Consider the following 13,451-nt stretch of genomic DNA (forward strand, 5'->3'; position numbering starts at 1 on the left):
TGTTAACTTCATTTTAACCAATTAGTACAATTGTATACTTACTTTCGTAACAAATAATTAAACAATGAGTACAGCCAAGCAGAAAATACTAATCGTTGATGATGAGCCAGATATTTTAGAGCTGATAGAATACAATCTAAAAAAAGAGGGTTATCAAGTTTATTTAGCCAGCAATGGCGCAGATGGCGTAGCGATGGCTAAAAAGGTGCATCCCGACTTAATTATTTTAGACATCATGATGCCTAAGATGGATGGCATAGAGGCGTGTAGGATTATGAGAGCAATTCCGGAGTTCAAAAATACGTTTATGGTATTTTTAACTGCACGTAGCGAAGAGTACTCGGAAATTGCTGGATTTAACGTTGGGGCTGATGATTATATTGCCAAACCCATTAAACCAAGAGCGTTAATAAGTCGCATTAACGCTATTTTAAGAAGAAATACTAGTGGGGAGGAGATTTCAGATAACAAAGTCGAGATTGGCGATCTTGTAATTGATCGAGAAGCTTATTTGGTTTTTCAGAATGGCCAAAAAGTAGTTTTAGCTAAAAAGGAATTTGAGTTGCTTTATTTATTGGCTTCTAAGCCTGGGAAAGTATATACGAGAGAATCTATTTTAAAAAATATTTGGGAAGATTCAGTGGTAGTTACCAATAGAACCATTGATGTACACATTCGTAAGCTGAGGGAGAAACTAGGCGAAAATTATGTGGCTACGGTAAAGGGAGTTGGCTACAAATTTGAATTGAGTTAATTCCTCGGGCCGGAGGGCCTTTCTATTTAAGGTAGTGGTTTGGCTAATTTGTGCCTTCCGAAAGTCTAGAAGGTTGGTGATGGGGCTGAACGAAGGTGTAGTGCTTTTGCAATGTGGTTAACCTTTAAACTGTATAAACACTGGAAGAACTGTGATGCTCTAAAGTTTAAGGCGTAGGTTATAGGTTTAAATTGAGCTAGCAATCAAATTTATCAAGTAACTTCAATAAGGTTGTAAAATCTTTCGGATAGGGTGCTTCTATGCTAATATCCTGCTCATCAAGGCCTTTAAAAACGATTTCTTTAGCATGTAGGGCAAAACGTTTCATGATAGGCAATTCTTCTTCATCTTTTGAAATACGATAACCTTTTTTAATCGACGATAGATAAACCGGTTTTCCTTTGTACATATGGTCGCCAGCAATGGCTGCGCGTTGGGTAGCCAGGTGTATTCTGATTTGGTGCATTCTACCCGTAACGGGCTTACATTCTACTAAAGTATAGTGCTTATAATGCTTGAGGGTATTAAAATAGGTTTCTGCTCTTTTACCCTCTTGTCTGTCGATGCTTACATTCTTATTGCCGTCGTTTAAAATTGGTAGATCAACAAAGAGGTTGTCGAATTGGAATTGTCCATCTACGACAGCATGATATACTTTTTTAACTTTTCTGCGTTCGAACTGCATTGCTAAATTTCGGTAGGCATCTGGGTTTTTAGCAATTACGATTGCGCCCGAGGTTTCCTTGTCTAATCGATGGCATACTTGTGCATCGGCGGCATATTGCTTTGCTAAACGAAGGATGTTTATTTCACCGGCAGCACCACGTTCGTCAAGCGAGGCAACGAATGGAGGCTTATTTACAACAATATAATCGTTGTTTTCGAAAATAATAAGATCTTTAAAAATGGGGTATTTCACGGTGCAAAGATACAAAATAGTCTTGAGTCTGCAGTCAGAAGGCTCGAGTCTATTTTATTAAGTCTTTTTTACGACATGTCTTAGCTGATCATCTTTAATTATCTTGACCAATTTTTCTTCATCTACTATCCTATAACGCTTATCAACTGCTTTAATCATCTTTTGCTCGGTAAATTCAACGATTACCTTAAATAAGGTTTCATAAGAAACCCCGGCGAATGCCGATAAATCTTGACGTGTTAACTCAATACCAATAAAACCTTCTTCATTAACAGAAAACTGATTTTTTAATGCAATAAAAGATTGAGCAATCCGTGCTTTAACCGTCATATGAACCAAATCTCTCATTTTTTTGTCTTTCTCTTGGAGTTCGTTGGCAAAAAAACGCATCAAATTATAGGTGAATTTAGGATTGAGTTCCAAACTAGACTCGAAGAAATCCATTGGAAAATAGCATACTGTTGTTTTTTCTAAGGCAGTTGCCGAAACGGGATATATTTTTTCTTGACCTAAGCCTAATTGGCCTAAAATATCCCCCTTTTTTGCGAATCTTACAATAAATTCCTTTTCTTCATCCCAATACTTATGAACTTTAACTTTCCCATCGTAGATAAAATAAATTCCTTTAACCTCTTCTCCCTCAGTAAAAATTTGCTCGCCTTTTTTAAAGACGCTGTTCTTTTTGTTCAAATCGATAACTGGCTGCCATTCTTTCACTGAAAATTGACATAGAAAGCAGGTATTCAAATCACATCTTTTCATTTAACTACAATATTAAAAATTAAATCTGATTTAACAGAAAAGAGATTTATTATAATAATATTGCATTAGCAATAATAATAATAGTTTTTTATATAAAATAATAGCAAATAGTATTGTTTAAACAATATTAATTTTCATCTTTTCATGTTTTATTATTACTTTTGCAAGCTAGTTAAACTATCTTTTTAACTATGAACCGTTCACCTGCCCACTAAAACAAAAATTATATACAGATGAAACCAGTAGATCAAATCGGTCTTCCACTCTCTCCAGCTTTAGCGTATACTGCACAAAGACTTCATGATACCACTACCGGAAAAGTAGAAAAAATGAGGATGATTAAAATAGCATCGCTATCTGTTTTAGTAGCAGTTTTTATCAGTTTAATAGCCAAGCTGCTGATTTATTTAATCGATATAGTAACTAATCTTGCATTTTTTGGCATTTTGAGCAAAGACTTTAATAGTCCTGCCGCAAACCAATTAGGAATTTGGGTTATTTTTATTCCGGTTATTGGAGGGGTGCTGGTAGGTTTTATGGCTTTATATGGTTCGAAAGCAATACGGGGTCATGGTATTCCGGAGGCGATGGAACAGATCTTAGTGAACCAAAGTAAGATAAAGCCGATTATCGCAATTTTAAAACCCGTATCATCGGCCATTGCCATAGGAACGGGTGGCCCATTTGGAGCCGAGGGACCTATTATTGCAACGGGAGGGGCTTTGGGCTCTACACTAGGTCAGCTTTTTAAAATTAATTCGAACGAAAGGAAAATAATTTTAGCAGCGGGTGCAACGGCGGGCATGTCGGCCATTTTTGGTACGCCTATAGCTGCAGTATTTTTAGCCATCGAGTTACTTTTATTCGAGTTTTCGCCGAAAGCAATTTTACCTGTTGCTTTGGCGTGTATTACAGGTGCAGCTGGGCACAAGCTTTTATTTGAAAATGGTGCAGTTTTTACAATGGCTAATTTAGCGATACCTAGTAATTTAGCCCTTGCAATTTATAGTGGATTGGGCATTATTATAGGTTTTATATCATTGGCTTTAACCAAAATTGTATATTTTATTGAGGATGGATTTGAAAAGCTACCAATTCATTGGATGTGGTGGCCTGCTATGGGTGGTTTTGCTGTTGGGGTAGTGGGTTATTTTTATCCTCATACCCTTGGAGTAGGGTATGATAATATTGTGAATTTGTTATCGGGCACACTACCTCTTGGAATTATACTTGGCTTGTGTTTTTTTAAATTTCTTTCTTGGGCCATTGCATTAGGAAGTGGTACCTCTGGCGGAACCTTGGCTCCATTGCTAACCATTGGCGGTGCTGCGGGTGCCATTTTAGCTCATCTTGTACTATTGATTTTTCCACATTGTGGGATTAACGTTCCGATGTCGGCATTAATTGGCATGTCGGCCATGTTTGCAGGCGCATCAAGGGCGTATTTAACCAGTATTACCTTTGCACTCGAAGCAACTATGCAATCTAACGCATTATTACCTTTATTGGGGGCGTGTAGTTCTTCCTATTTAATTTCTCTTTTCTTTATGAAAAATACGATCATGACCGAGAAAATTGCTAGAAGGGGAGTAATTACTCCAGATTCTTATCAGCCTGATATCCTGAGCAAAATTCAAGTCGCACAGTTAATCTACGAAGATCCAATCGTTATACACTGCAATGATTTAATAAGTTTATCCCAAAATAGAACCACAAAGCAGCGCTATTTTTTAGTTAAAAATAATGCTGGAGATTATGAAGGCGTTTTAGATTCAGAAAATTTAGCGTTAAAGACAACACCTCCTACCCAATCCATTCATCCATTCGTTAAAAGAAAATTAGCTTACATCAATAATGTTGATACGCTAAAACGTGCCCTTGAAATTCTATTTTTGAATAAGCAAGAATTTGCACCTGTATTATCGATAGAACGAAGTGAAATGATTGGGGTGGTATCACAAAAAGACATTTTAAACGCTTACCACCATTATTTAAAAAGTGATAAGGAGGTAACCGCTAATTTATCGCTCAACACACAACGCAAAAAGGCATTGGTACGGGGCCGACAGTTAATAGCAAAAAGGAAACATGCATCGTAATTACCCCGGCTGGTCATGCTATTCCGCTCTTTTTAACCCAAATTTCTCAATTTTACTGTACAAATGACTCCGTTGAATATCGATATCATCGGCGGTTTTAGATACGTTCCAATTGTTTTTCTCTAATTTAAACTTGATGAATTCTTTTTCGGCGTGATCTTTATAATCCTGGAAATTATTGAATTTATCGTAGTGGGTTGCAGTTGCACCATTAGTTGTAGCCGTTTGATTAGCTACTGAACCTATATTTGTTCCGCCTCTTGGGTTGGCAAAAATGTTAACATCATTTTCGGTAATGGTTTTATCACTTAAAATGATCAATCGTTCTATCATATTATGTAATTCGCGAACATTCCCTGTCCATGGTAATGCCTTTAAGGCAGCCATCGCACTGTCACTTATTTTTTTTACCGGCATCCCATAATCGCTGCAAATTTCTTCCAAAAAGTTTTGTGCAATTTCTGGAATATCGTCTGTTCGTTCGGTTAAATGTGGAACATGGATATTGATTACATTTAAACGGTGGTATAAATCCATTCTAAAATTGCCGTCCTCAATTTCTTTCAACAAGTCTTTATTGGTTGCGGCTAAAACACGAACATTTACTTCCTGTTCTTTTTCGCCACCAACTTTGGTAATCTTATGCTCTTGTAAAGCTCTAAGCACTTTTGCTTGTGCAGAGAGGCTCATATCGCCAATCTCGTCTAAGAATAGCGTACCGCCATTGGCCAGTTCGAATTTTCCGATGCGTTGTTTAACAGCAGAGGTAAACGAACCTTTTTCGTGCCCGAACAATTCACTTTCAATTAACTCAGAAGGTATGGCTGCGCAATTTACTTCTACTAACGGCGCATCTGCACGATTCGATTTTTCGTGAATCCACCGCGCCACCAATTCTTTTCCACTTCCATTTGCGCCGGTGATTAATACGCGAGCCTCAGTAGGTGCAACCCTTTCAATCGTCTCTTTAATTTTATTGATACTATCAGAATTTCCTAAAATATGGCGTGTCTTACTTGCTTTTCGCTTTAGAACCTTGGTTTCGGTTACCAATGTTCCACGGTCTAGTGCATTTCTAACGGTAATTAAAAGGCGATTTAAATCTGGTGGTTTCGAAACAAAGTCGAATGCTCCTTTTTTACTGGCTTCAACGGCTGTTTCGACGGTGCCGTGACCAGAAATCATAATGAATGGAAGATCTGGTTTAAGCAACAATCCTTGCTCCAACACTTCCATGCCATCCATTTTATTCATCTTGATGTCGCACAGTACTAAATCGAAATTACCTTTTTTAATGAGTTCTAATCCGTCGATGCCGTTATCGATATCTTCAACTTCGTAATTTTCGTATTCTAAAATTTCCCGAAGCGTACTTCTAATTGCTCGCTCGTCATCAATAATTAATAATTTAGCCATATGTGGTTGTTCGATCTTAATTTGGTGCTAATATATGTATAGTTTTTAATACAACGATAAAGTAGGGAGAATTGTTTGCTTAAGGAATTTGGAGGTGGCGAAAGAAAGAAAAAAAATGTAAGCCTATAAGCCGGGTTCTGTTTTCCCGATATAGATTCGGGACTTCTATCATTAATCTACTATAAATGTTGCCATTTATCTCTAACGACCTACCCACTAACATCAGACGTGCCGCCCTTATCCTGATTTCTATCAGGAGTTAGCCTATTTGGTCTTTCAACTCCCGGGGTTTACCAAAATCCCAATCACTTGGGAAGCTCGTGAGCTCTTACCTCACGTTTTCACCTTTGTCTCAACATAAAGTTGAGATAGTTTATTTTCTGTAGCACTTTCCGTTATTCAGGTTTTCATTCCTAAATCCCTTCCCGTTAGGAAGCGAGATGCACTGTGTTGCCCGGACTTTCCTCTCTCCCGAAGGAACAGCGATAGAACAGCTTACATTTTTTGCTAAGGTACGGTTTTTAATCTTTAGTCCTTGAGTCTATTTATCTACAAGAATTAGACTCAAGACTGCCGACCCCAGACTGATGACTATCTGCAAGAAGCAAGGTCTTTCGAAACCTGCTCATAGGTGTACATTCCTTGTTTATTTCCAAAAGAATTGGTGATGTAAACCGTTACTTGGGCAATATCGATATCGGCAAAATTTAAGCCAGGCATTTTTCCATCATACTTTTTACCATGGATAATCATTTCTTTATTGCTGCCATTTTTAATGATGCAGGCTAGATCGGCCTTATTGGTTTTCAGAAATAGCGTGTCGGTAAGTGGGGGAGCTAATTCCCCTAAGCCTTCTCCCTTTTCGCCATGGCAATTTTGGCAACGGGAAACATAAATATCTTTCCCGTTGCTCATATACTTTGCAAATTCTATTTCTTGGGAGCTTTGGCACGAATACACCAAACTACCTATCAGTAGTGAAAAACCTCCAAAAACGATATACTTGCGCATCTTATTTTTTGTATTCGGCCAATAAAATTTCAACATCTTTTTTCAATTGAGCAACCTGTTCTGTTTTTGTGCCATCGTATGCACCGCGAATTCTTTTTTCTTTATCGATTAAAACCAGCCAACCTTGATGAATATACCCATCGGTAGCGGTACTATCTTCTTCAACAACTGTTAAATAGCTTTTTTCGGCTATGGTATAAATTTCATCTTTATTTCCCCAAACAAATTGCCATTTTTTACCGTCAACGCCAAGTTTTTGAGCATATTTTTTCAATACAGAAGGTTTATCGTATTTAAAATCGATGGTATGTGATAAGAACATCACATCGGGGTTATCTTTATATTGATCAAATACTTCTTTTAAGTTTCTATGCATTATTGGGCATATGGTAGAGCACGAGGTGAAGAAGAAATCGGCAATATATACTTTATCTTTAAGTACCTCTTGAGTGGTGACTACGCTATCTTGATTTAAAAAAGCAAATGAGGGGATGGTTTGATAAAGGGTATCTACGCCGTCTTTGGTAACTTTTGCTTCGCGTTGTCCGTAAATTGGTAGTTTTTTATCATTGGTACATCCAGCAAGGCTGATAGAAGCATAAACGACAATAAAAAGGCAGATAGTGTTTTTAAATTTGATCATGAGGATTGAATTTGTGTACAAACATACGTTAAAGCAAAATAAGGTTTAACGTATGATGTAAGATTAAAGTAAATAATAGAGTTGATTGAGGTTATAGGTTAGTCCAATATATATTTTTCCGGCACTTTGAGGATGATCGGTTTTTGCTTGCCAAGCATTTGTTTGAATACCTATATTTAAAGCAATATTTTTATAATATATATCTGCGCCTAAGCCTGCCATCAAATTGTTCATCTCGTGCTCTCCAGTCCGTATTTCATTATACGTTTCTCCTGCCGATTTTTCATAAAAAAATTGAGCCGAGGGCATAATCTGCCAATTTTTATTCAGCCTTTGTGTATAAAAAAAGTTCAAGAAAGAAGTGCTACTATTCGCAATTCCTTCAGCTTCCTTATTTTGTCCATTTACCTTATAAGCAGTGTTTAAACTCAGTCCAAATTTTTTATAACCGAGCAGATAATTTAAATAGAGAAAACCATCTGTACTTCCCGTACCCGGTTGCATCAAAGCAGAATAGCGAATTCCAGTTGTAGTTTTAACGTTATTTTTACCGCTTGGTAGCTTCACTCCAGCACCAACAATTAAACGTTGGTTAACATTAGGTCCATTTAATTTTCGTATTAAATGGTATCCTGCAAATAAATTTACATCCCCCATTCCAGAAATGGAGGAGGTGTAACTGTTGTAACGTTCGGTATTGGAATTGTATGGAATAATTGCATTCAATTCTATTCTACGATGTATAAAATATCGACCACGAAATTCCAGAGTTCGATAAGCCTCATAATCAGATGCATTGCCCATATGCGTAGTTAAAGGTGCATTTCGGCTGTCTTTAGGGATTAGAAAGTCACTGTTTCTTGGAAAAATGGAGTGTTTTTGACCTTTATAGCCACTGAATGATCGATACCGGTACAAAAGGCCAAAATTGCTTTGATTATCATAGGGTGTTAAGCCCATGAAACACCCGCAAATGTCGCATGCAATTACATTTATGGGCATAAGTAAACAAAATAGCAGCAATTTAGTATTCGCTAAATGCTTTATTTTTGATAAATTCTTCATCTGTTAATGTTTTTAAAAAGCTGATTAAGTATTGTTTTTGAAGGGATGATAGCTGAATTCCAGCTTTTAAACTTGCGTCGAGGTTAGGGTGATTAACTATTCCGATAGTGTAGTGCGCTAGTACCTTATCTAGTGTGTTAAATCTGCCGTCGTGCATGTAAGGTGGTGATCGTTCGATATTCCGAAGCGTTGGAACTTTAAATTTTGCTTCATCACTTGCCTGTTCGGTGATAATTTTTCGGCCTAGATCGGCACTTTTTAAGTCGAGGCCATTATTTCTATAGCTTAGGTCTGTAAATAACGGCTCGGTGTGGCAATTGCTACATTTTTCCTTAAATAGCATATAACCCTGCTGTTCTTCAGGAGTAAATGTATGTTTCTGAGGGTCGCGCATCACCTTATCGTATTTGCTAGTTGCTGATACCATGCTCACCATAAATTGCGTTAGTGCTTTAAGTACTTGTTGGGAAGTAATATTGGAGCTGTTAAAAGCCGTATTAAATAATTTGGGATAGGGTGCTGTCTTATTCAAGAATTCGACGATACTGGTTAAACTTGTTCCCATTTCGCAGGGATCGGTTATAGCGTTAATGGGTACAATTTCTAAATTTTTAGCACCTCCATCCCAAAAGAATTCCTTTTGCCAAGCTAAATTGAATAATACGGGTGCATTTCGTTTACCTAAGCAATTGTTAACACCATGACTAACAGGATGATCTAATTGCGCAAAAGCTGCAAATTGTTGATGGCAACTGCCGCACGATACACTTTTATCGGCAGAAAGCCGTGCATCGTAAAATAGCTTCTTGCCCAATTCAAATCCATCTTTAGTTAATTTATTTTCATCAAAATTGTAAACCGTAACAGGAAAATTAGCAGGCCTCACAAACCGAACTGATTCGGCTTGTGAGGCTACTTCATTTTTGCTGCAGGCATACCCTACCACTAAACTCAAAAAAAGCCAGAAGTATACTTTTAAATGCCTCATTTAATTATGAATATGATCTAATTGAAAGAGTCCATTTGTATAATTATCGGCAACAAGAGCCGAATTGGCTCCCCCCATTGTAAAATTCAAATTTGCAAAGCTGATGGTCTGTTTGCCTGTAAATAGTGCAGCCGCATTTACCTTGAAATGAATCTGCGGCTTTTTATCGGCTCGAATACGAAGTGGATTGCCAGCGGCAAATAGCTTGCTGTAGGTTCTTATCGTATTATTCGGATCGGCAATACCTCCAATATGGAACGTTAAACTGTTGTCTGGGGCGGTAGATTGGGGTGAACTTCCCTCTAGTTTTACAAAAATGTATCCGCTATTCCAAGTCCAGAACATTCCAAGTGTTGGGTCTAAAGCGCCCGTTTGTGCACCAGCTAGGTTTCGTTCTTTATCTACACCAATGGTGAAAGCAATTTGGGTATAATCGCCGGCAGGTATATCTGTTAAAGAGTTTAACAAAGAGGCTGGTTTACTTACATCTACAAGAAAGTAACTTTCGGGTACTTTGTAAATCGTACCATCTTCTTTAGATAACGTTATATTACTAATGTAGTATTTGAAAACTGAAATGTTAAAGCTATCGCCATTGGCATTTTTGTAGGTGGGCGTGTTTAGAACAAGCGGTGTTTCATTTACAAAATTCTCGAATTCTAGGGCAAATGAGCCCTTTTCGTTAGGAGTTATGGTTTCTTCTTTTTTGCATGAGAAAAATATGCTGGTAAGCAAAAGAAGGCTATATAATAAAGTTGATTTACTATTCATTTTTGAATTTGGTATTTAGTTTTAAATGTAAAAGGGACGTCATTGCGAGGTACGAAGCAATCTCCTTACTAAAAGTAAATTGTATTAACAGGTGCATTAAGATCGCTTCGTGCCTCGCGATGACGCACAAACTAGCAATGAAGCAAAGAATAAATGCTCAGTTAGTAATGAAGATAGGGCTTAATTAGGCTGTTTTAGGCGGATGAAAGATGCTGATTGGTTGGCCTATCGGTTTTTTTTGTACAAAGCGCGATATCGTTTTTAATAAAACAATTTCATGGAATGAGGGAAGCAAGTTAGCTGTAGACGGTGCTACTGTTTCGATAATGCGCTTTAGATTTTCTTGGTCGTGCTTGTTTTTTTGCTCTAATTCTTTAAGCTTAATATCCATAAAACACTTACCTTCACAATGCAGTTCGGGTTTATCTTTATTGGTACAGAGTACACTAGCGATATAGGCTTTGTTATAAGCATAGGTAGAGAATAACAGCCAATGATTGAAGCAATTGATAACAATTCCTACCAACAAGAAAGTGGCGACAATTTTTCTAAATGCTGTCATTGCTGCAAAACTAGCAATTGTAATTAATTTTAAGTCAAAATTTTGAGAAATTATTTTGTATACATATGGGTAGATTTAACTATATCATCTTATTAATTTTACTGGTAAATAATTCGTTTACTGCTAAAGGCCAAATTTTAATTCAAAAAATTAATGCAGATTGGCAATTTCGTCAACAAGATGAGAAGTGGTATCCAGCGCAGGTACCAGGAGAGGTTCATGTAGATTTATTAAGCAATAACTTAATTCCTGATCCATTTTATCGAGATAACGAGAAAAAATTACAATGGATAGAAAACGAGAACTGGGAGTATAAAACCACTTTTAAAGTGAGCACTGCTTTGCTAGCGAAGGAAAATGTTCATCTTGTTTTTGATGGCTTAGATACCTATGCGGACGTTTATTTAAACGGTAAACTTTTGCTTAGGGCTGATAATATGTTTCGTCAGTGGCAAATTGATGTAAAGCAACAGTTAAAACCAACTAATATCCTACTTGTTCGATTTTATTCGGCTCAGCGCAAAGTTGATTCCTTAGCTAAAGCTAATTTGCCGTTTTTGATACCCGATCATCCTAGGGCATACGTACGAAAAGCGCAATTTCATTTTGGTTGGGATTGGGGGCCTAAATTAACAGGGGTAGGCATTTGGAAAGCTGTTCGATTAGAGGCCTTTGATAAGGAGTCTGTTGAGCGAAAATTTATTCCTCCTTTAAAGGTAGAATTGGTTCAACAACCCGACCAATATGGCACATCTTTTTATTTTAAGATCGAAGGTAAACCAGTGTACATGAAAGGTGCCAATTACATTCCATCAGATGCATTTGTAACCCGAATGAAAAAAGACGATTACCGAAAAATACTGATGATGGCAAAGGATGCGCATATGAATATGCTTCGTGTTTGGGGAGGAGGAATTTATGAAAGCGACGATTTTTACGATTTATGTGATTCGTTGGGGATATATGTCTGGCAGGATTTTATGTTTGCCGGAGCGATGATTCCTGGCGATAAGGCTTTTTTTGATAATGTAAGAGAAGAAGTGAGGTATCAAGTAAAACGTTTGCGTCATCATAAAAGTATTGTTTTATGGTGTGGGAATAACGAGGTTGATGAAGCATGGAATCGCTGGGGATGGCAAAGTCAATTTAAAATTAATGCTAAGGATTCGGTTAAACTGTGGAATGATTATACCCGAATGTTTCGGGATAGCATCCCCAAATGGGTAAAAGAAATAGATCCTGGCCGGCCGTATATTAGTTCTTCACCAAAATTAGGCTGGGGTGTTAAAGAAAGTATTAATGAGGGCGATAGCCATTATTGGGGCGTTTGGTGGGGAGGCGAAGATTTCGAAACGTTTGAGAAAAAAACAGGTCGTTTTGTAAGCGAATATGGAATGCAGGCGATGCCTAACTATTCGAGTGTATTAAAATATACCTTGCCAGAAGATCGATATCTGTTTTCTGATGTGTTAAAAAATCACCAAAAGGCAGGAAATGGATTTACAAAATTGGCGGGTTATTTGAATAATTATATGATCGATTCGGCCAAAATAAGTAAGCTTTCTGTAGAAGATTATACCTATCTCACGCAATGTGTGCAATATTATGGGTTTAAGAACATGATTTTAATTCACCAAGCAAAATCGCCGTATAACATGGGGACTTTGCTTTGGCAGTTAAACGATTGCTGGCCTGTGGCCAGTTGGAGCATTACCGATTATTACGACCGAGCACCTAAGGCAGCTTGGTATGCGGTTAAAGCTGCGTATAGTAATCATCCGCCAAAGCGAGATACCGTTAGGCCAAAAGATTTAAAGTTAACCAATCCAAAAATCACGTATTCAATTAAAGGTAAACAGTTGATTTTAAAATCATCGGCTTTTGCCAAATATGTATTTGTTGATGTTGTTGGGTTTAAAGGAAGGCTTAGCGATAATTATTTTGATTTGGAGGCGGGGAAGGAGAAGCAGGTTGAGTTTGTTGGTGGCTTGCCAGGCAAAGGAATTAAAGTAAAATCACTTTGGGATGTGATTAAATAGGATGGATTAATGTCATCTCGGCGATAGGTATTTTAGGTTTTATCGTCATCTCGACGAGAGGTATTTTAGGTTTTATCGTCATCTCGACGAGAGGAGAGATCTGTAGGGTGGTTCTATAGATATCTCCTCGCTGCGCTGCGTTCGATATGACGGAGCTAGCGTTCGATATGACGAAACAAGGGTTCGATATAAAGGAAGTAAGTGGTTGTATAGATATCTCCTCGCTGCGCTGCGTTCGATATGACGAAACAAGGGTTCGATATAAAGGAAGTAAGTGGTTGTATAGATATCTCCTCGCTGCGCTGCGTTCGATATGACGGAACTAGAGTTCGATATTATGAAAGTGGTTGTATAGATATCTCCTCGCTGCGCTGCGTTCGATATGACGGAACTAGGGTTCGATATGACGGAGCAACCATTGC

12 protein-coding genes and 1 other RNA gene are annotated in these 13,451 nt (G+C 37.6%); 3 read left to right on the forward strand and 10 right to left on the reverse strand.

The window, feature by feature from the left end; genetic code table 11:
* Positions 1-64 precede the first annotated feature (64 nt).
* A complete protein-coding gene (locus tag WG904_RS18415; RefSeq protein ID WP_339580818.1) occupies positions 65-754 on the forward strand; it encodes a response regulator transcription factor in 690 nt (229 codons plus the stop codon).
* Positions 755-950: 196 nt separating this feature from the next.
* Here the strand turns inward: WG904_RS18415 and WG904_RS18420 are convergent, their stop codons facing one another.
* Positions 951-1,673: an RluA family pseudouridine synthase gene (locus WG904_RS18420; RefSeq protein WP_339580819.1), complete on the reverse strand. Its 723-nt coding sequence runs from the start codon at positions 1,671-1,673 to the stop codon at positions 951-953.
* Between the two features lie 57 nt (positions 1,674-1,730).
* The gene (locus WG904_RS18425) at positions 1,731-2,435 is read right to left on the reverse strand and encodes a Crp/Fnr family transcriptional regulator (protein ID WP_339580820.1); all 705 of its coding nucleotides are present in this window, start codon (positions 2,433-2,435) and stop codon (positions 1,731-1,733) included.
* 233 nt (positions 2,436-2,668) lie between these two features.
* Here WG904_RS18425 and WG904_RS18430 point away from each other — a divergent pair, with 233 nt between their 5' ends.
* Entirely contained in the window at positions 2,669-4,534 is a 1,866-nt protein-coding gene (locus WG904_RS18430) for a chloride channel protein (RefSeq protein ID WP_339580821.1), read from the forward strand.
* Positions 4,535-4,552: 18 nt separating this feature from the next.
* Here WG904_RS18430 and WG904_RS18435 read toward each other — a convergent pair whose 3' ends face one another.
* From WG904_RS18435 to WG904_RS18470, 8 genes are all read right to left on the reverse strand, one after another.
* Complete coding sequence (locus WG904_RS18435; RefSeq protein ID WP_339580822.1) at positions 4,553-5,950, reverse strand: sigma-54-dependent transcriptional regulator; 1,398 nt, start codon at positions 5,948-5,950, stop codon at positions 4,553-4,555.
* Positions 5,951-6,060: 110 nt separating this feature from the next.
* Positions 6,061-6,452: RNase P RNA component class A (rnpB, locus tag WG904_RS18440), an RNA gene on the reverse strand.
* 89 nt (positions 6,453-6,541) lie between these two features.
* Positions 6,542-6,961, reverse strand: a complete 420-nt coding sequence (locus WG904_RS18445) for a c-type cytochrome (protein ID WP_339580823.1) — start codon at positions 6,959-6,961, stop codon at positions 6,542-6,544.
* 1 nt (position 6,962) lies between these two features.
* Positions 6,963-7,604, reverse strand: a complete 642-nt coding sequence (locus WG904_RS18450; protein ID WP_339580824.1) for an SCO family protein — start codon at positions 7,602-7,604, stop codon at positions 6,963-6,965.
* A gap of 63 nt (positions 7,605-7,667) precedes the next feature.
* A complete protein-coding gene (locus WG904_RS18455; RefSeq protein ID WP_339580825.1) occupies positions 7,668-8,669 on the reverse strand; it encodes a hypothetical protein in 1,002 nt (333 codons plus the stop codon).
* Positions 8,629-9,657 (reverse strand): cytochrome-c peroxidase, encoded by a 1,029-nt coding sequence (locus WG904_RS18460; protein ID WP_339580826.1) that lies wholly within the window; start codon positions 9,655-9,657, stop codon positions 8,629-8,631. The genes WG904_RS18455 and WG904_RS18460 overlap by 41 nt, the downstream gene beginning before the upstream one ends.
* Positions 9,658-10,428, reverse strand: coding sequence for an MbnP family protein (locus WG904_RS18465; RefSeq protein WP_339580827.1), 771 nt, complete (start codon positions 10,426-10,428; stop codon positions 9,658-9,660). It lies immediately after the preceding gene.
* 184 nt (positions 10,429-10,612) lie between these two features.
* Positions 10,613-10,990, reverse strand: coding sequence for a hypothetical protein (locus tag WG904_RS18470; RefSeq protein ID WP_339580828.1), 378 nt, complete (start codon positions 10,988-10,990; stop codon positions 10,613-10,615).
* Positions 10,991-11,055: 65 nt separating this feature from the next.
* Here WG904_RS18470 and WG904_RS18475 point away from each other — a divergent pair, with 65 nt between their 5' ends.
* Positions 11,056-13,029 (forward strand): glycoside hydrolase family 2 protein, encoded by a 1,974-nt coding sequence (locus tag WG904_RS18475; RefSeq protein WP_339580829.1) that lies wholly within the window; start codon positions 11,056-11,058, stop codon positions 13,027-13,029.
* The last annotated feature ends 422 nt before the right edge of the window (positions 13,030-13,451 follow it).

It is taken from the genome of Pedobacter anseongensis, assembly GCF_037482965.1.
Taxonomy (GTDB): Bacteria; Bacteroidota; Bacteroidia; order Sphingobacteriales; family Sphingobacteriaceae; genus Pedobacter; species Pedobacter anseongensis.

Coding starts and splice junctions, on each gene's coding strand:
- WG904_RS18415 (WP_339580818.1), top strand. CDS start 65: ATGAGTACAGCCAAGCAGAAAATACTAATCGTTGATGATGAGCCAGAT.
- WG904_RS18425 (WP_339580820.1), bottom strand. CDS start 2,435: ATGAAAAGATGTGATTTGAATACCTGCTTTCTATGTCAATTTTCAGTG.
- WG904_RS18430 (WP_339580821.1), top strand. CDS start 2,669: ATGAAACCAGTAGATCAAATCGGTCTTCCACTCTCTCCAGCTTTAGCG.
- WG904_RS18435 (WP_339580822.1), bottom strand. CDS start 5,950: ATGGCTAAATTATTAATTATTGATGACGAGCGAGCAATTAGAAGTACG.
- WG904_RS18445 (WP_339580823.1), bottom strand. CDS start 6,961: ATGCGCAAGTATATCGTTTTTGGAGGTTTTTCACTACTGATAGGTAGT.
- WG904_RS18450 (WP_339580824.1), bottom strand. CDS start 7,604: ATGATCAAATTTAAAAACACTATCTGCCTTTTTATTGTCGTTTATGCT.
- WG904_RS18455 (WP_339580825.1), bottom strand. CDS start 8,669: ATGAAGAATTTATCAAAAATAAAGCATTTAGCGAATACTAAATTGCTG.
- WG904_RS18460 (WP_339580826.1), bottom strand. CDS start 9,657: ATGAGGCATTTAAAAGTATACTTCTGGCTTTTTTTGAGTTTAGTGGTA.
- WG904_RS18465 (WP_339580827.1), bottom strand. CDS start 10,428: ATGAATAGTAAATCAACTTTATTATATAGCCTTCTTTTGCTTACCAGC.
- WG904_RS18470 (WP_339580828.1), bottom strand. CDS start 10,990: ATGACAGCATTTAGAAAAATTGTCGCCACTTTCTTGTTGGTAGGAATT.
- WG904_RS18475 (WP_339580829.1), top strand. CDS start 11,056: ATGGGTAGATTTAACTATATCATCTTATTAATTTTACTGGTAAATAAT.